Source organism: Nonomuraea sp. SBT364, from assembly GCF_001083785.1.
Lineage (GTDB): Bacteria > Actinomycetota > Actinomycetes > Streptosporangiales > Streptosporangiaceae > Nonomuraea.
In genome coordinates this window covers 1-15,248 of sequence record NZ_LAVL01000185.1, presented here as the reverse complement: position 1 = coordinate 15,248, position 15,248 = coordinate 1, and the positions used below count along the sequence as shown (strand labels likewise).

Below are 15,248 nucleotides of genomic sequence, written 5' to 3'. Positions count from 1 at the left end.
CCCCGAAGCCGAACGCCGGCCGGTCACCGCCCACGGCATGCGATCCGGGCCGGTCGGTGGCGTCGGCGGCCGGGGGGCGTTCTGGGCGGCGGGGCGTACGGGAGGGGGGTCCAGGTTGTCGCGAGGACGCCCGCGACCGCGTCGCGGAGGTCCCAGGGGGCGCCGATGCCCCCGGCGGCGAGGAGTGCGCGCAGGAGGTCGGCGGCCGGGGGGCGGCCGGCGGCGGATTTGGCCAGGGCGGCCGCGACGGCGGGACGCAGGAGCGCGGGGACGGTCTCCAGGCGGGGCGGCTCCAGCAGGATGCGCCGCGCGAGCGTGTCGGAGTCGCCGCCGCCGAACGGGTGGTGCCCGGTGGCGGCGAAGGCGACGAGGCACCCCCAGGCGAACACGTCGGAGGCGGGCGCGGCGGCGTCGCCGGTGAGCCGCTCGGGCGCCACCCAGCCGGGGCTGCCCATGACCTGCCCCGCCTCGGTGTGCGCGGCGGCCGTGTCGACGTCGCGGGCGATGCCGAAGTCGATGAGCCGGGGCCCGCCGGGCGACAGCAGCACGTTGGCCGGCTTGAGATCGCGGTGGACGAGCCCGGCGTCGTGCACGGCCATGAGGGCGCCGGCCACGCCGAGGGCGACCCCGTAGGCGAGATCGGGGGCGAGGGGCCCGCGGGACAGGACGACCTGCGACAGCGGCGGTCCGGGGATGTACTCCGACACGAGGTAGGGCCGGTCCCCGTCGGCGCCGTCCTCGATGACCGCCGCGGTGCAGAACGGGACGATCCTCCGCGAGAACGCCGCTTCCCCTGCGAAGCGGGCACGGAGCGTGGCATCCTTCAGGTGCGCGGCGTGCGGCGTCTTGACCGCGACGAACCCGCCGCCCGGGTGCTCGGCGAGATAGACGACGCCCATCCCACCGGCGCCGAGCCGGCCGAGGAGCAGATACCGGCCGATGACGACCGGGTCGCCCACCGTAAGCGGTCGCACGCCCGAGGGCATGCCGCTCGCACCACGCGCCATCCGGGCCTCGCCTCTCCGTCGGGAAACGGCTCAGCACACTGTGGCGCCCGGGACCGGGCGAGGACGCATGTCGTTCACAAGAGGTATCGGAGGTAAGAGGGTCGTTCCTCCACAGTGAGTAACAGATGGGACAGGAGGGGCGTACGGCTCAGCCGAGTTCGGCGGCTTCCTCGGTCTCGACCTGGCGGTTCCAGTCCTTCTTGACCGCGCGCCAGGCCTCGTCGTCCGCGCCGGCCCGCCAGTAGCCGGAGATCGACAGCCGCTCCATCGGCACCGCCTTCTCCACCCGCAGGTAGCGGCGCAGGCGCTTGACGAAGGCGGCCTCGCCGTGCACGAAGGCGCACACGTCGCCGGGCGGGAAGTCGAGCCCGAGCACCGCCTCGACCAGCGCCTCGCCGACGGGCCCGCCGCCCCGGTAGAGCCAGGTGACGCGGGCGTCGGCGAGCGTGCTCAGCTTGAGCTCGTCCTCGGGCGACTCCACCTCGACGAACACGTACGCGAGCGCGTTCTCCGGCAGCGCCTCCAGGGAGGCGGCGATGGCGGGCAGCGCGCTCTCGTCCCCGGCGAACAGATGCCAGGCGGCCTCCGGGTCCGGCGAGTAACCGCCGCCGGGGCCGAGCATGAGCACCTCGTCACCGGGCTTGGCCCGCGCGGCCCACGGCCCGGCCAGACCCTCGTCGCCATGGTGGACGAAGTCGAGCGTCATCTCCCGGCTGTCGGGATCCCAGGCGCGCACGGTGTAGGTGCGCTGCCGGGGCCAGAACTCCCTGGGCATGGTCTCGCGCACCTGCTGCACGTCGAAAGGCTGCGGGTAGTCCACGCCGTCATGCGGGAAGACGACCTTGACGTAACTGTCGGTGGCCCCGGAAAGGGCGAAATCCCGCAAACCATCTCCACCGACAACAACCCTGATCATGTGGGGTGAGATGCGTTCGGTCCGCAGGACGACACCTCGGTGATCGCTCATGCAACGGCTCCTCACTCGAAGTTAGGTATACCTAACTTACACCCTTCTCCGGGGAGCGCGTCAGGCCGCGTCCTCCATCGGCGGCCGCTCGCCCACGGCCGCCAGGAAGCGCGCCATGTGCCGGAAGGCCAGCCGCGCCTCCGGCAGCACGTCCGCCAGCAGCGGGAACACGTGCGGCATGCGCGGCCACTCCTCGTACGTCACCGGCACCCCGGCCTGCCGGGCGCGTTCGGCGACGCGGCGGGCCTCGTCCCTGAGCACCTCGGTGGAACCGGTGACGATCATCAGCGGCGGCAGCCCGGTGAAGTCGCCCAGCACGGGCGAGACCAGCGGGTCGCGCGGGTCGAGCCCGTCGGTCCAGCGGCGGGCCAGCCAGCGCACCCGCCCGGCCGGCAGGACCGGGTCCTGCCAGCGGTTGGCGCGGCGCGGGAAGTCGGTCAGGTCGGCCCACGGCGACAGGCAGATGCCCGCCGCCGGCAGCGGCAGCCCCCGGTCACGCAGCGCCAGCAGGGTCGCCAGCGTCAGGTGGCCGCCCGCCGAGTCGCCCGCCACGATCACATCGGCCGCGTCGTAGCCCCGCTCCAGCAGGCAGCCGTACGCCTCCAGGGCGTCGCTCAGCGAGGCGGCGAGGTTGTGCGCCGGCCCCTGGCGGTAGTCCGGGGCCAGCACCGGCCGCCGGGCCGCGACCGACAGCCGCCAGGTGATCGGCCGGTGGGTGCGCGGCGAGCACCAGAAGTAGCCGCCGCCGTGCAGGTAGAGCACCGCCTTGCGCTCGTCCAGCCCGTCCCCGCCGCGCACCCATTCGCCCTCGCAGCCGGAGAAGGCCGCCGGGGTCACGCCCACGTGCTCCGGCACGGGCACCGCCCCGGCCAGCCCGCCGAGGCGCGAGGCGCAGTCGAGCGCGAACGGATGGCGCAGCAGCAGGTGCGAGGCGGGCTTGAGGGTGCCGCGCATCAGGCCGACGAGCGCGCGGGCCTGCCAGCTCAGCGGGTAGTCAGGAGTTACGTCCCGGTCCAGGCACATGACGAATCCTCCGATGACCTGCCCATACCCCCGGACCGGCGCCCTACTCGCCGGTGATCGACCGGCCGGAAATCCCGTTGCGCCACCCGCCACAGGAGTCCGATAATGCTCTGCTCCCTTTGGCCAGGCAGGCCCGCGCTCCTGCCCGCGCACGGCTCGTCACCGTGCCATCACCCTCCGGAGGTGCAAAACCATACCGCTCTACGCCCGGCTCGTCCGGTACGGCTTCCGCAAGCACGCCACCTACGTCTCGGCCGCGCTCGCCGGCGCCTTCACCAACAGCGTCTTCGGCATCCTGCGCGCCTACATCCTCATCGCCCTCTGGCAGGCCAGGCCCGGCCTGGCCGGCTACGACGTCACCGACGCCGTCACGTTCTGCTTCGTCACCCAGGCCTTCATCGGCCCGATGCAGCTGTTCGGCGGCGGCCTGACCATCCCCGAGCGCATCCGCAGCGGCGACATCGCCCTCGACCTCGTCCGTCCCGCCCCGCTCCAGCTCTGGGCGCTCGCCGAGGACCTGGGCCGGGCCGGCTACCTGTTCGCCGTGCGCGGCCTGCCGCCCATGCTCGTGGGGGCCGCGCTGTTCGGCATCGTGCTGCCCGCCGGGCCGGTCCAGTGGGCCGGCTTCCTGGCCGCGGCGCTGCTCGGCGTGCTGATCAGCTTCGGCTGGCGCTACCTGGTGGCGCTGTCGGTGTGCTGGCTCGTCGACGACCGCGGCGTGCAGGTGCTCTCCATGGCCCTGACGACGTTCTTCAGCGGCATGATGCTGCCCCTGACGATCTTCCCGGGCTGGCTGGGCGACCTGACCCGGGCGCTGCCGTGGTCCGGCATGGTGCAGGCCCCGGCCGACCTCTTCCTGGGCACCGCGCCGATCCTCGGAACGCTCGCCTTCCAGGCGTTCTGGGCCGCGGCGCTGCTCGCGCTCGGCGCGCTCGGCACCCGGGCGATCCGCCACAAGGTGGTGATCCAGGGTGGTTAGGACCTACCTGCTGCTCGCCTGGACGTGGACCCGAGCCGCGGCCGCCTACCGGGCCTCCTTCGCCATCATGCTGCTGCTCGGCTCCGTGTCGGCCGTGCTCGACCTCGCCGTGATCCTGGTGCTGTTCGCCAACACCACCACCCTCGCCGGGTTCAGCCGCGAGGAGGTGCTCCTCCTGTACGGCGCGGCCGCGCTGGCCTTCAGCGTGACCGACGTGCTGGCCGGCAACCTGGAGCGGATCAGCCAGCACATCAGGGCGGGCACACTCGACACGTTCCTCATCCGGCCGGCCGGCGCCTGGCTCCAGATCGCCACCGACCGGTTCACGCCCACCCGGCTGGGCCGCGTCGCGCAGGCGTGCCTCGTGCTCGGCTACGCCCTCGGCGCGCTCGACCTCGACCCGGGCCGGCTGTGGATGATCCCCGTCATGGTGGCCTGCGGCGCGGTCATCTTCGCCTCGCTGTGGACGCTGGCCGGGGCGGTGCAGTTCCTGCTGACCGACGCGCCGGAGGTGACCAGCGCCTTCACCTACGGCGGCCAGCAGCTCACCCAGTACCCGTTCAGCGTCTACGGCCGTGACCTGGTGCGCGGTGTGACGTACGTGCTGCCGCTGGCGTTCGTCAACTGGCAGCCCGGCCTGTACGTGCTCGGCCGGGACGACCCGTTCGGCACGCCGGGCTTCCTGCGCTTCCTCGGGCCCGTCGCGGCCCTGTCCCTCGCCCTGCTGGCCGCCTTCGCCTGGCGACAGGGCCTTCGCCGTTACCGATCCACGGGGAGCTAGGCATGATCGAACTCGACCGCGCGGGCCGTACCTTCCGGGTGAAGCGCACGCTGGTGCACGCCGTACGCGACCTGTCGTTCACCGTCGCGCCCGGGGAGTTCGTCGGCTACCTCGGCCCCAACGGCGCCGGCAAGTCCACCACGATCAAGATGCTGTGCGGCATCCTCACCCCCAGCTCCGGCAGGGTGCGGGTGGCCGGGCTGGACCCGTCGCGCAAGCGGACGACGCTGGCGCGGCGCATCGGCGTGGTGTTCGGGCAGCGCACCACGCTCTGGTGGGACCTGCCGCTCAAGGACAGCTTCGAGCTGATCCGGCTCCTTTACAAAGTAGATCGCGGCACGTTCGCGCGGAGGCTGGCGGAGCTGACCGAGACGCTCGACCTGGGCGACTTCCTGCGCACGCCGGTCCGGCAGCTCAGCCTCGGCCAGCGGATGCGCGGCGACCTGGCCGCCGCGCTGCTGCACGCGCCCGACGTGCTGGTGCTCGACGAGCCGACGATCGGGCTGGACGTGGTCAGCAAGGCGAGCATCCGGGCGTTCCTGGCCCGGGTCAACGCCGAACAGGGCACCACCGTGCTGCTGACCACCCACGACCTGGGCGACATCGAACGGCTGTGCCGCCGGGTCATGCTCATCGACCACGGCAGCCTGGCCTTCGACGGCACGCTCGACGACCTGATGGCCTCGGCCCCGGGGCACGCGACGATCGAGGAGGTCGTCACGCACCTCTACACGAGCAGCCGTCAGTAGTAGCCGCCCTCCTGCGTCGTCTCGTACTCGTCGTCGTCCTCGTCGTCGCCGCGCGACCAGCGCGAGGGCATCAGGACGGGGATGAACAGCGCCACGCCGAGCAGGGCGAAGGCGCCGGAGGTCAGCAGCAGCCTGTCGCCGGCGGCGGCCTCCCGGACGAGCTGGTTCACCGACGGCTCGTCCGGGAGCAGGCTGAGCGCCCGGTTCATGTCCAGGGCGTACACGACGGTCCAGGCCAGCAGGACCAGCGACGGCGTGAACGTGGCCAGCGGCGAGACCCGGCCGGCCACCACGAGCCCGACGACCAGTCCGACGGCGGCCATCGAGCCGAGCGCGATCCACAACTGCTGCCCGCCCGTGGGGGCGGCCTGCGCGGCCGCCATGGCCTGCTGCACGGCCCAGCCGCCACCGCCCAGGACGGCCGCGGTCACCACAAGCCCCAGCAGGAAACCAGCTAAGTGCCGCAACGTTCTCACCTCTATGTCAACGTGGTGAGCCCGACCTTAGCGACAAACATCGCTTATCAACCAGGCATTGCCGAGCTTGGGGATTGAACTCGTCGCCGCCGCCCGCCCGTGAGACCATGTGGCACACCCATGCGCGCGCACCTGCCCCTCCGGCTCGTCAGGGCGGCCGTCTTCACGGCCGTCTGCGTGACGCTGGCCGCGACCGCCCACTCGCTGGGCGGCGGCACGGGGCCCGCGCCATGGGCCGCCGGGCTCGGCGCGGGCGCGGTGTTCGCGCTGGCGCTGGCGCTGCCCGGCCGGGAGCGCCCGGCCGCCACCGTCAACACCGCGCTGGTGGGCGCCCAGGCGGGGCTGCACGAGCTGTTCGGCGGCGGCGACGGCACCGCCTACGTCGCCCTCCACCTGCACGGGCAGGGGCTCGGCGACGCCCTCGGCATGCTGCTGGCGCACCTGACCGCCACCCTGCTCACCGGCTGGTGGCTGGCGCGCGGCGAGGCCGCGCTGTGGGCGACGCTGCGCCGCCTGCTGCGCCGGCTGACGCCGCTGCGCCCCGTCTCCCCGCCCGTCCCCCGGGCCGCCGCGCCGGTCGTGCGCGCGCGGGCCGTGCCCCCCGCTCCCGGGTTGCGTCACTCCGTCGCCAGGCGTGGTCCTCCACTGCCCGCCTGACCAGCCGACACCCCGTAACCCCATCACGACAAGTGGAGATCCGCCATGTCCTTCGTCCGCCGTGCCGCGACCGTGCTCGCCGCCGCCACCGCAATCACCGCCGGGCTCGCCCTGCCCGCCCTGGCCCACGTCACGATCAACCCGGGCACCGCCGAGCAGGGCGGGTTCACCAAGGTCGCCTTCCGGGTGCCGAACGAGCGCGACGACGCCTCGACGGTCAAGGTCGAGGTGTCCTTCCCGACCGACCATCCGCTGGCGTTCGTCTCGGTCAAGCCGGTGCCCGGCTGGAGCGTCAAGGTCACCGAGGGCAAGCTGCCCAAGCCCGTCACCACCGAGTTCGGCGAGCTCACCGAGGCCGTCACCACCGTCGTCTGGTCCGGCGGGAAGATCGGCAAGGGCGAGTTCCAGGAGTTCGAGGTGTCGATGGGCCGGCTCCCCGAGGGCATCGAGCAGCTCGTGTTCCCGACCAAGCAGACCTACTCCGGCGGCGAGGTCGTCGACTGGGCCGACGCCCCCAAGGCCGACGGCTCCGAGCCCGAGCACCCGGCGCCGCTGCTCAAGCTCACCCCGGCGACCGGCGACGACGGGCACGGCGCCTCGGCGTCCCCCGCCGCCGCGTCGCCCGCCCCCTCGGTGACGCCGGTCGCGGCGGCGGCCGCCGCCTCCTCCGACGGCACCGCCCGCCTGCTCGGCGGCGCGGGCCTGGCCGTCGGCGTGATCGGCCTGGTGGTCGCCTTCCTGGCGCTGCGCCGCCGCACGTCCTGACCCCCGCGTCCGGCCTGTTCACGGCCCGTACGCGATGCGTACGGGCCGTGCCATCAGCAGGTGCCTGTCAGGAGGTGATGTCCTTGCCGGTGAAGCGCGCCCACGCGACCGAGAGCGACAGCACCGTGTACGCGCCGAACACCGACAGCCCGTCGAGCAGCGTCCCGGTGTCGATCGGGTCGCGCAGCACCGAGTCGAAGCTGGTGAAGCGGGCCGGCAGCAGGTAGGGCTCCAGCGGCGCGAGATCCGGGATGGCCCGCAGCACCTGGCAGACGACGACGGCCACGACGGTGCCGGCGATCGCGCCGACGGGCACCTCGGTGAAGGTCGACAGGGCGACCGCGACGGCGCCCAGCGCGGCCATGCCGGCGCCGATGTAGCCGACGCTGAGGGCGATCCGCAGCAGCCCGTCGGTCAGCGGGACGGTGGTGCCCGACAGCAGCGTCACGTCCCCGGCCGGGAACAGCAGCAGCCCGGTGACCAGCGCCGACAGCGCCACCACGGCGGTGACCGCGTAGCCGTAGACGACGACGTTCAGGAACTTGACGGCCAGCAGCCGGGTGCGGCCGGCGGGCGCGGCCAGCAGGTAGCGCAGCGTGCCCGCGCCGGCCTCCCCGGCGATCGAGTCGCCGCCGACGACGGCCACCGCGACCGGCATGAGCAGCAGCGTCAGGAACGAGAACGAGACGAACGTCAGCATGAGGCTGTTGCCCGCCACGCTGGCGATCATCCCGCCCATGCCGTCGTCGTCCCCGCCGCCGACCATCCGCAGCGCGACGCCGACGAGGATCGGCACCGCGCCCACCACGGCCAGCATGGCCAGGTTGCGCGGGCGCCGGAACGTCAGCCCCAGCTCCGAGCCGAGCAGCCGCCAGAACGCGCCCGGCCGGCGCACGGGCGGCGGCAGGCCCGGTGGCGCCGGCTCGGGCGTGCGGCGTTCGGCGGTGCTGAGCGTCTCGGCCACGGGCACCAGGCCCGGGGTGCGGCGGGGCTGCCGGGCGGTCCGCGTCGCCGTCTGCGCCGTCTCCGCCGCCGATCCGGTGGTGGTCTCAGCCGTCGACATCGAATCCCTCTCCCGTCAGTCCGACGAACACGTCCTCCAGGCTCGGCCGCACCACGGCCAGCCCGCGCACGGCCACGCCCTCGCGGACGAGGACGGCGTTGATTTCCTCGGGCGCGTGCCCGCCCAGCTCCGCGCTCACGTACGCGTCGGCCCGCACGTCGGCCAGGCCGAGCGTGGTCAGGACCCGCGCGGCGTCGGCCGGACCGGGCGTCTCGACCCGGATCCGGGCGGCGCGGCCGCCGCTGAGCGAGGCGATCGTGCCCTGGGCGACGAGCTTGCCGGTGCGCATGATCGCGGCGTGCGTGCACATCTGCTCCACCTCGGCCAGCAGGTGGGAGGAGACGAAGACGGTGGTGCCGCCGGCGGCGATCTCCTTGACCAGCGCGCGCACCTCGCGGGTGCCCTGCGGGTCGAGGCCGTTGGTCGGCTCGTCCAGGATGAGCAGCTCGCGCGGCCCGAGCAGGGCGGCGGCGATGGCCAGGCGCTGGCGCATGCCCAGGGAGTAGTTGCGGAACCGCTTGCCCGCCGCGGCGGTCAGCCCCACCCGTTCCAGCGCCTCGCCGATCCGCTCCCTGGCGGTCGCGGCGCTCGCGGTCGGGTCGGCGGCGTCGAAGCGGCGCAGGTTGGCCTCGCCCGACAGGTACGGGTAGAAGGCCGGTCCTTCGACGAGCGCCCCGACCCGGGGCAGCGCCTGGTCGAGCGGCAGACCGAGCAGCGCGTGCTCGCCCTCGGTGGGCGAGACCAGGCCCAGCAGCATGCGGATCGTGGTGGTCTTGCCCGAGCCGTTCGGCCCGAGGAAGCCGTAGACGGATCCGCGCGGCACGGCCAGGTCGAGCGCGTCGACGGCGACCTGGCCGCCGCGGAAGCGCTTGGTCAGGCCGCTGGTCACGATGGCGGCGTCGGAGGGCGGGGCCGCCCTGAAGGGCGCCCCCGCTTCCTGCGTGACGGTCGTCACCTGACGCCCGCCGCCTTGGTGATCTCCTCCGGGGTGACCGCGCCGACCAGGAGGCGGCCGTCGTCGGTCAGCAGGACCGTGGCGAGCTTGGTGGTGATCAGCTTGCCGGAGCCCCACGGGCCGCTCACCGGCGTGGCGGACTTCAGGACGGTCTCGATGAGCGCGGCCGGGTCGGCCTCGTCGCCGAACCGCGGCCCGTCCTCGCCCTGGGCCTCCTCGCCGCCCTGGGCCTCCTCGCCGCCCTGGGCCTTCAGGTCGGACAGGGTGGCGGGCAGCACCGCGACCGAGGTCCAGCCGTCGCCGACGATCTTCACGTCCTCGGCGGCCTTCCTGGCCTCCTCGGCGTGCGCCTCGCTCAGCTCCTCCTTCTTGGGCGCCGTGAGCTTCTTCTCCTCGACCTTGGCCCCGGGGGGCGGGGTGAAGGTGAAGTTCTCCGGCGCGGGCGGGGTGAACGTCACCTGGGTGAAGCCGACCTGGAAGGCCGGTTCCGCCGAGCCCTTGGCGAACACCTGCACCTGCAGCGGGACGAAGTTCTCCCCGTCGAGGGCCAGGCGCACCTCCTCCACCAGCGAGCCGGCGTCCTTGGGCTTGAGCACCAGCTGGTAGGCCGGGCGGCCCGCCACCTCGGCCGTGTTGGTCACGCTGACGGCCGTGTGCTCGTCGGCCTGGGCCAGCACCTTCTCCGCCGCCGCCTGCGGGGTCATCTCCTGCGGGGCGTGCTCGGCCATGTCGTCCGGCCGCGCGCCCGGGTCGAAGAGGATCTTGGTGGCGGTGTTGGTGGCGCTGTCGAAGTACCACGCCTGGTCGCCGTCGACGATCAGGTTGGTCTCGTTCATCTGGGTCGGCATCGCGACCCTCAGCTTGTCACCCTCCCCGTACCAGACCTTGATCTCGTGGGAGCCGGACAGCAGGCTGAGCGGGCCCGCGGAGCCGGTCTGCGGCAGCGCCGGCAGGCCGAGCGAGGCCGTCTGCTGCACCGTGCCGGACATCGGCAGCGGGCCCTCGGTCTTCTCCACGGCCGCCGCGGCGTCGGCCAGCAGTTGCTGGGCCGAGCGCTCGGGCAGCACCGGGTCGCCGCTCACCGCGGCGACGACCGGACCGGCGCCGATCGCGGCCCCGATCACGGCGGCGGCCGCGATCGGCACTCCCCACCTCACGAACGTGCCTCTTCGCATCTCACTCCTTAACGGTATGTCGATGGGGCCAGCCTGGGTGATGCATCCTTAGGCGAGCCTGAGACGAGCTGAGATCCCTCTCAGCCTTCTCAGCCGGGTCTCAGGGGAGGAACGGGAGAATCGCCGCATGAGAGTTCTGGTCGTCGAGGACGAGAGGCGGATGGCCGCCGCGCTCCAGCGGGGGCTGCAGGCCGAAGGGTTCGCCGTGGACCTCGCCCACGACGGCGAACAGGGGCTGCACGAGGCCAGGCACGGCGACTACGACGTGGTCGTGCTCGACATCATGCTGCCCAGGCTGTCCGGCTACAACGTGTGCAAGCAGTTGCGCGCCGAGGAGAACTGGGTGCCGATCCTGATGCTGTCGGCCAAGGACGGCGAGTACGACATGGCCGACGGCCTGGATCTGGGCGCCGACGACTACCTGACCAAGCCGTTCTCGTACGTGGTGCTCGTGGCGAGGCTGCGGGCGCTGCTGCGGCGCGACGCCGGGCGGCGGCCGGCGGTGCTGGCGGCCGGCGACCTGACGCTCGACCCGGCCCGCCGGATGGTGCGGCGCGGCGAGACGCAGGTCGAGCTGACGCCGCGGGAGTTCGCGCTGCTGGAGTTCCTGCTGCGCAGGCGGGACGAGGTGGTGTCCAAGTCGGAGATCCTGGAGCACGTGTGGGACACCTTCGACACCGATCCGAACGTGGTCGAGGTGTACGTCGGCTACCTGCGGCGCAAGGTCGACGTCCCGTTCGGCAGGAACGCGCTGCAGACCGTGCGCGGCGCGGGCTACCGGCTGGCCGGCGACGGTGGCTGACGGCCCGATGACCTGGTGGCGGCGGCAGGGGCTGCGCTTCCGGCTCACCGCCGTGGCCGCCGCGGTGCTCGCGCTGGCGCTGGCCGTCTCCGCGTCGGTGCTGCTCAGCGTGCTGGACCGGACGCTCGTCAGCACGGTGGACGAGTCGACCAGGCAGCAGGCGCAGACCGTCCGGGTGCACGCCGACGCCGGCACCCTGACCAGCCCGATCACCACCCATGACGGCACCATCGTGCAGGTCCTCGACGCCGACGGGCGCATCACGCACGTCACCTACGGCGCGGACCGGCTGGTGCCGCTGCTCGGCCCGGCCGCCCGGCGGGAGGCGCTGGCCGGCGGGCAGGCGGTGTTCGTGGACGGCCGGCCGTACGCGATCCCGGGGCCGCTGCGGGTCGTGGTGCTGCGCGCCGACCGGGGGCAGACCGTGATCGCGGCCAGGCCGGTCGCGGAGATCCAGACCAGCATCGGGACGGCCGGCCGGGTGCTGCTCGTCGGCACGCCGCTGCTGGTGGTGCTGCTGGCCGTGGCGAGCTGGCTGATCATCGGCAGGACGCTGCGGCCCATCAGCGCGCTGCGGCGCGGCGCCGCCGACATCACGCACACCGCCCGGTCGCGGCGGCTGCCGGTGCCCGAGTCGCGTGACGAGGTGCACTCGCTGGCCACCACGCTCAACGACATGCTGGGCCGCCTGGAGGAGGCCGAGCAGCGGCAGCGGGCGCTGGTCTCCGACGCCGCGCACGAGTTGCGCAGCCCGCTGGCCAGCATCCGGCTCCAGCTGGAGGTGGCGCTCGGCCATCCCGAGGGCCAGGAGTGGCGGGAGACCGCCGAGGGGGTGCTGGAGGACACGCTGCGGCTGCACCGGCTGGCCGAGGACCTGCTGGCGCTGGCGCGGCTGGACGAGCGCGGCGGCGTGCCCGCCCGCCGCGAGCCGGTCGACCTCGGCGACGTGGTGCGGCAGAGCACCGAGCGCTACGGCGAGGTACGGCTGACCGCGTGCGACCCGGTCGTGGTGCGGGGCGACGCGCTCGACCTGAGCCGGGTGCTGACGAACCTGGTCGACAACGCCGTGCGGCACACCTCGTCCAAGGTCGAGGTGGCGCTGACGGCCGACGGCACGCTCACCGTGACCGACGACGGGCCCGGCATCCCGGAGGAGGACCGGGAGCGGGTGTTCAACCGGTTCACCCGGCTCGACTCCGGGCGCAGCCGCGACGAGGGCGGCGCGGGGCTCGGGCTGGCGATCGTGCGCGAGACGGTGCGCGCGCACGGCGGCACCGTCCACCTGGAGGACGCCGCGCCCGGGCTGCGGGCCGTGGTGTGGCTGCCGCGCGGCTGAACGGCCGGCCGGCTAAAGCGTGTCGAAAGCGGTGATCCCTAGAGTCGGCGCGACTCATCACGGAGGTGCTTTCATGCGCAGAATCGTCATCGTCGCCGCCCTGGCGGCCACCGTCGCCGCGGGGCTCGCCACGCCGGCCCAGGCTGTCCGCTACGACGGGCCGTGCGACCCCGCGGTCCCCGGCTCGTGCGACATGACGTGGACCGGCGACCCGACCAGGCCGGGCGTCTGACCGGCGCCGGGCGGGCGCCCGTACGTCACCGGGCGAGGGCCTCGGCGGCCCTCGCCCGCCAGCGCTCGGCACCCATGCCGGCGAACAGCTCGTGCGACGTCCGCAGGTGCCCGGCCGCCTCCGGGTCGCCGCGGCCGCTCAGGAGGAGGCCCAGCGACAGGCTGGCGCGGCCCTGGATGTGCCGCTCGCCCAGCCTGACGGCCAGCGCCAGCGCCTGGCGCAGCGTCGCCTCCGCCTGACCGCACTGCCCCAGCGCGGCCTGCGCCTCCCCCAGCCCGTGCAGGACGTACGCCTCGCCGATGCGGTCGTGCACGGCGGCCACGATCGCCGCCGCCTCGGCGAACGCGTCCTTCGCCCGGGCCGCGTCGCCCCGGCGCAGCGCCAGCTCGGCGATCCTGGTCAGCGCCTGCGCCTCGCCGCGCGGCACGCCCTCGGCGCGGAAGGTGGCCAGCGCCCGCTCCAGCAGCGGCTCGGCCTCGCCGGGCCGGTCGCTCTCCAGGTGCACGGCGGCCACGTTCACCAGCACGTGCGCCTCGGCGGCGCGGTCGCCGACGGCCCGCAGCAGCGGCAGCGCCTGCGCGTAGCGGGTCAGCGCCGCCTCCGCCCGGCCGCCCACCCGCTCGACCAGCGCCAGGTTGCGCAGCGCCAGCGCGCGGCCCTGGATCTCCCCGATGTCGCCGAACAGCCGGATGGCGTCCTGCAGCAGCGGCCCGGCCTCGGTGTAGCGCTGCTCGAACAGCAGCAGCGAACTCAGCGAGTAGACCATGGCCGCCTCGCCGCGGGCGTTGCCCGCCGCCACGCAGGCCCGTCTGGCGGTCTCGGTGACCGACCGCCAGTCGTCGAAGTGGCCGTACGCCTCGAACAGGGTGACGGCGGTCATGGCGAGGTTCCAGCACAGCTCGTCCAGGCCGTGGGCGTGGGCCTGCCGCACGGCGGCCAGGAGGGTGGCGCGCTCCTCGTCCAGCCACGGGATCGGCCGCTCGCCGATCAGGCGGTCGGCGAGGCCGGCGGTGATGGCGGTGGTGGCGGTGCCCTTGCCGCGCAGCATCGTGAAGAAGCCGCCGTAGTGGCGCTCGTGCACCCGCTCGGCCAGCGCGAGCAGGGCGGTACAGGCCCGTTCGACGGTCATGGCCCGCTGCTCGCGGCTCTCCTCCGCGTTCGCGCGTTCCTCGGCGAACGCCCGTACCAGGTCGTGCATGCCGTAGCGGCCGCCGGCCGTCCTGCGCAGCAGCGAGGCGTCCGTCAGCTCCGCCAGCGGCCCCGTCACCCCGTCGGACGGGTCGGCGTCGCTGAGGGCGGCGGCCAGCCACGGCGCGACCTGGGGGCAGCCCAGCAGGCCGATCCGCCGGAACAGCATGCGGGCGGGCGGCGACAGGGCGGCGTAGCTGACGTCGAGGCTGGCGCGGACCTCCACGTCGCCGTGGGTGAGCGCGTCGAGCGCGGTACGGGAGTCGGCTAGCTGGGCGACGAGCGTCTCGACCCGCCACCGGGGGCGGGCGGCGAGCCGGGCGCCGGCGATGCGCAGCGCCAGCGGCAGGCCGCCGCACTGCAGCGCCAGCGTCCGGACCGCCTCCGGCTCGCGGGCGGCGCGGGCGGCGCCGATGTCCTGGACGATCAGGTCGGCCGCGTGCCGCTCGCCGAGCACGTCCAGCCGGAGCACCTGCCGGTCGGGCAGGCCGACCGGGCGTTCGCGCACGGTGACCAGCGCGGCGCAGGGGGCCGCGCCCGGGAGCAGCGGCCACACGCCGGGGCTGGGGCCGGCGTTGTCGAGCACGACCAGCAGCCTGCTGCCCGCCACCGTGGAGCGGAACAGCGCACTGCGTTCCTCCAGCCCCTGGGGCAGGGACGTGAGGCCGAGCGCGCGCAGGAACCGGCCGAGCACGTCGGCGGGCCGCAGTTCGCCGGCGCGCAGGTCGATGTAGAGCTGGCCGTCGGGGAAGCCGGCGGCCGCCCGGTGGGCCGCGTGCAGCGCCAGCTCGCTCTTGCCGACGCCCGCCCGGCCGACGATCGCCGCCAGGGGCAGCGCGCCCTGGCTCGGGCGGAGCATCTCGCCGACCCGCTCCAGCTCGGCGTCCCGCCCGGACAGCGGGGAGAACACCGGCGGCAACTGCCTCGGCACCGGCGGCAACGCCCCCACCGCACCTGAGGCCGGTCCGTTTGAGGCCGGTCCGCCTGAGGCGTCCGCGGTGGTGGCGGGGGGGGGGGCCGGCGGCTCCTAGGGGCCGTCTCTTTTAAACATCTTCCGCTGCCCACAGAGGGGGTAGTGGGGAACTTTGTGTGT

General features: G+C 74.1%; 16 protein-coding genes. 8 read left to right on the top strand and 8 right to left on the bottom strand.

The features are described from left to right. Nucleotides 1-23: 23 nt before the first annotated feature. The 3 genes from ADY59_RS41240 to ADY59_RS41230 all read right to left on the bottom strand — a co-directional run bounded on the left by ADY59_RS41240 (nucleotide 24) and on the right by ADY59_RS41230 (nucleotide 2,997). Entirely contained in the window at nucleotides 24-974 is a 951-nt protein-coding gene (locus tag ADY59_RS41240) for a serine/threonine-protein kinase (protein ID WP_197094089.1), read from the bottom strand. Nucleotides 975-1,155: 181 nt separating this feature from the next. Then, on the bottom strand, nucleotides 1,156-1,974 hold the full coding sequence (locus ADY59_RS41235; protein ID WP_049574858.1) for a siderophore-interacting protein: 819 nt from the start codon (nucleotides 1,972-1,974) through the stop codon (nucleotides 1,156-1,158). A gap of 60 nt (nucleotides 1,975-2,034) precedes the next feature. Continuing rightward, on the bottom strand, nucleotides 2,035-2,997 hold the full coding sequence (locus tag ADY59_RS41230; protein ID WP_049574856.1) for an alpha/beta hydrolase: 963 nt from the start codon (nucleotides 2,995-2,997) through the stop codon (nucleotides 2,035-2,037). A 169-nt stretch (nucleotides 2,998-3,166) separates the two neighbouring features. On the opposite strand from ADY59_RS41230, the gene ADY59_RS41225 reads away from it, so the two are divergent. The 3 genes from ADY59_RS41225 to ADY59_RS41215 are packed head-to-tail and all read left to right on the top strand — an operon-like array spanning nucleotide 3,167 to nucleotide 5,506. Next, nucleotides 3,167-3,976, top strand: a complete 810-nt coding sequence (locus ADY59_RS41225; RefSeq protein ID WP_331459570.1) for an ABC transporter permease — start codon at nucleotides 3,167-3,169, stop codon at nucleotides 3,974-3,976. After that, nucleotides 3,969-4,757 (top strand): ABC transporter permease, encoded by a 789-nt coding sequence (locus ADY59_RS41220; RefSeq protein WP_049574835.1) that lies wholly within the window; start codon nucleotides 3,969-3,971, stop codon nucleotides 4,755-4,757. The genes ADY59_RS41225 and ADY59_RS41220 overlap by 8 nt, the downstream gene beginning before the upstream one ends. Before the next feature lie 2 nt (nucleotides 4,758-4,759). After that, entirely contained in the window at nucleotides 4,760-5,506 is a 747-nt protein-coding gene (locus tag ADY59_RS41215) for an ABC transporter ATP-binding protein (protein ID WP_049574832.1), read from the top strand. Here the strand turns inward: ADY59_RS41215 and ADY59_RS41210 are convergent. Then, the gene (locus ADY59_RS41210; protein ID WP_231619139.1) at nucleotides 5,500-5,982 is read right to left on the bottom strand and encodes a hypothetical protein; all 483 of its coding nucleotides are present in this window, start codon (nucleotides 5,980-5,982) and stop codon (nucleotides 5,500-5,502) included. The two genes, ADY59_RS41215 and ADY59_RS41210, sit on opposite strands and share 7 nt — an antisense overlap. Nucleotides 5,983-6,102: 120 nt before the next feature. Between ADY59_RS41210 and ADY59_RS41205 the strand changes: the two genes are divergently transcribed. Together ADY59_RS41205 and ADY59_RS41200 are read left to right on the top strand one after the other, a co-directional pair. Next, nucleotides 6,103-6,639 carry a hypothetical protein gene (locus ADY59_RS41205; RefSeq protein ID WP_049574827.1) on the top strand — a complete coding sequence of 179 codons (537 nt, stop codon included), beginning with the start codon at nucleotides 6,103-6,105 and terminating at the stop codon, nucleotides 6,637-6,639. Nucleotides 6,640-6,684: 45 nt separating this feature from the next. Next, entirely contained in the window at nucleotides 6,685-7,404 is a 720-nt protein-coding gene (locus ADY59_RS41200) for a YcnI family copper-binding membrane protein (protein WP_049574825.1), read from the top strand. Nucleotides 7,405-7,471: 67 nt separating this feature from the next. Here ADY59_RS41200 and ADY59_RS41195 read toward each other — a convergent pair whose 3' ends face one another. The 3 genes from ADY59_RS41195 to ADY59_RS41185 are packed head-to-tail and all read right to left on the bottom strand — an operon-like array spanning nucleotide 7,472 to nucleotide 10,597. Next, nucleotides 7,472-8,467, bottom strand: coding sequence for an ABC transporter permease (locus tag ADY59_RS41195; protein WP_049574821.1), 996 nt, complete (start codon nucleotides 8,465-8,467; stop codon nucleotides 7,472-7,474). After that, nucleotides 8,454-9,422: an ABC transporter ATP-binding protein gene (locus tag ADY59_RS41190; protein ID WP_049574820.1), complete on the bottom strand. Its 969-nt coding sequence runs from the start codon at nucleotides 9,420-9,422 to the stop codon at nucleotides 8,454-8,456. The genes ADY59_RS41195 and ADY59_RS41190 overlap by 14 nt, the downstream gene beginning before the upstream one ends. Beyond that, the gene (locus ADY59_RS41185) at nucleotides 9,419-10,597 is read right to left on the bottom strand and encodes a LolA family protein (RefSeq protein WP_049574818.1); all 1,179 of its coding nucleotides are present in this window, start codon (nucleotides 10,595-10,597) and stop codon (nucleotides 9,419-9,421) included. Before ADY59_RS41185 ends, ADY59_RS41190 begins: the two co-directional genes overlap by 4 nt. 127 nt (nucleotides 10,598-10,724) lie before the next feature. On the opposite strand from ADY59_RS41185, the gene ADY59_RS41180 reads away from it, so the two are divergent. The 3 genes from ADY59_RS41180 to ADY59_RS50730 all read left to right on the top strand — a co-directional run bounded on the left by ADY59_RS41180 (nucleotide 10,725) and on the right by ADY59_RS50730 (nucleotide 12,967). Further along, on the top strand, nucleotides 10,725-11,399 hold the full coding sequence (locus ADY59_RS41180) for a response regulator transcription factor (RefSeq protein ID WP_049574816.1): 675 nt from the start codon (nucleotides 10,725-10,727) through the stop codon (nucleotides 11,397-11,399). Next, entirely contained in the window at nucleotides 11,392-12,735 is a 1,344-nt protein-coding gene (locus ADY59_RS41175; protein ID WP_231619138.1) for a sensor histidine kinase, read from the top strand. The genes ADY59_RS41180 and ADY59_RS41175 overlap by 8 nt, the downstream gene beginning before the upstream one ends. Before the next feature lie 73 nt (nucleotides 12,736-12,808). Beyond that, nucleotides 12,809-12,967 (top strand): hypothetical protein, encoded by a 159-nt coding sequence (locus ADY59_RS50730; RefSeq protein WP_156326062.1) that lies wholly within the window; start codon nucleotides 12,809-12,811, stop codon nucleotides 12,965-12,967. Between the two features lie 25 nt (nucleotides 12,968-12,992). Here ADY59_RS50730 and ADY59_RS41170 read toward each other — a convergent pair whose 3' ends face one another. Next, a complete protein-coding gene (locus ADY59_RS41170) occupies nucleotides 12,993-15,104 on the bottom strand; it encodes a tetratricopeptide repeat protein (protein WP_156326061.1) in 2,112 nt (703 codons plus the stop codon). Nucleotides 15,105-15,248: the final 144 nt, after the last annotated feature.

Bases quoted from the DNA above. Each gene is read 5' to 3' on its own strand.
- ADY59_RS41200 (WP_049574825.1), top strand. From the start codon at position 6,685: ATGTCCTTCGTCCGCCGTGCCGCGACCGTGCTCGCCGCCGCCACCGCA.
- ADY59_RS41235 (WP_049574858.1), bottom strand. From the start codon at position 1,974: ATGAGCGATCACCGAGGTGTCGTCCTGCGGACCGAACGCATCTCACCC.
- ADY59_RS41205 (WP_049574827.1), top strand. From the start codon at position 6,103: ATGCGCGCGCACCTGCCCCTCCGGCTCGTCAGGGCGGCCGTCTTCACG.
- ADY59_RS41185 (WP_049574818.1), bottom strand. From the start codon at position 10,597: ATGCGAAGAGGCACGTTCGTGAGGTGGGGAGTGCCGATCGCGGCCGCC.
- ADY59_RS41195 (WP_049574821.1), bottom strand. From the start codon at position 8,467: ATGTCGACGGCTGAGACCACCACCGGATCGGCGGCGGAGACGGCGCAG.
- ADY59_RS41230 (WP_049574856.1), bottom strand. From the start codon at position 2,997: ATGTGCCTGGACCGGGACGTAACTCCTGACTACCCGCTGAGCTGGCAG.
- ADY59_RS41180 (WP_049574816.1), top strand. From the start codon at position 10,725: ATGAGAGTTCTGGTCGTCGAGGACGAGAGGCGGATGGCCGCCGCGCTC.
- ADY59_RS50730 (WP_156326062.1), top strand. From the start codon at position 12,809: ATGCGCAGAATCGTCATCGTCGCCGCCCTGGCGGCCACCGTCGCCGCG.
- ADY59_RS41215 (WP_049574832.1), top strand. From the start codon at position 4,760: ATGATCGAACTCGACCGCGCGGGCCGTACCTTCCGGGTGAAGCGCACG.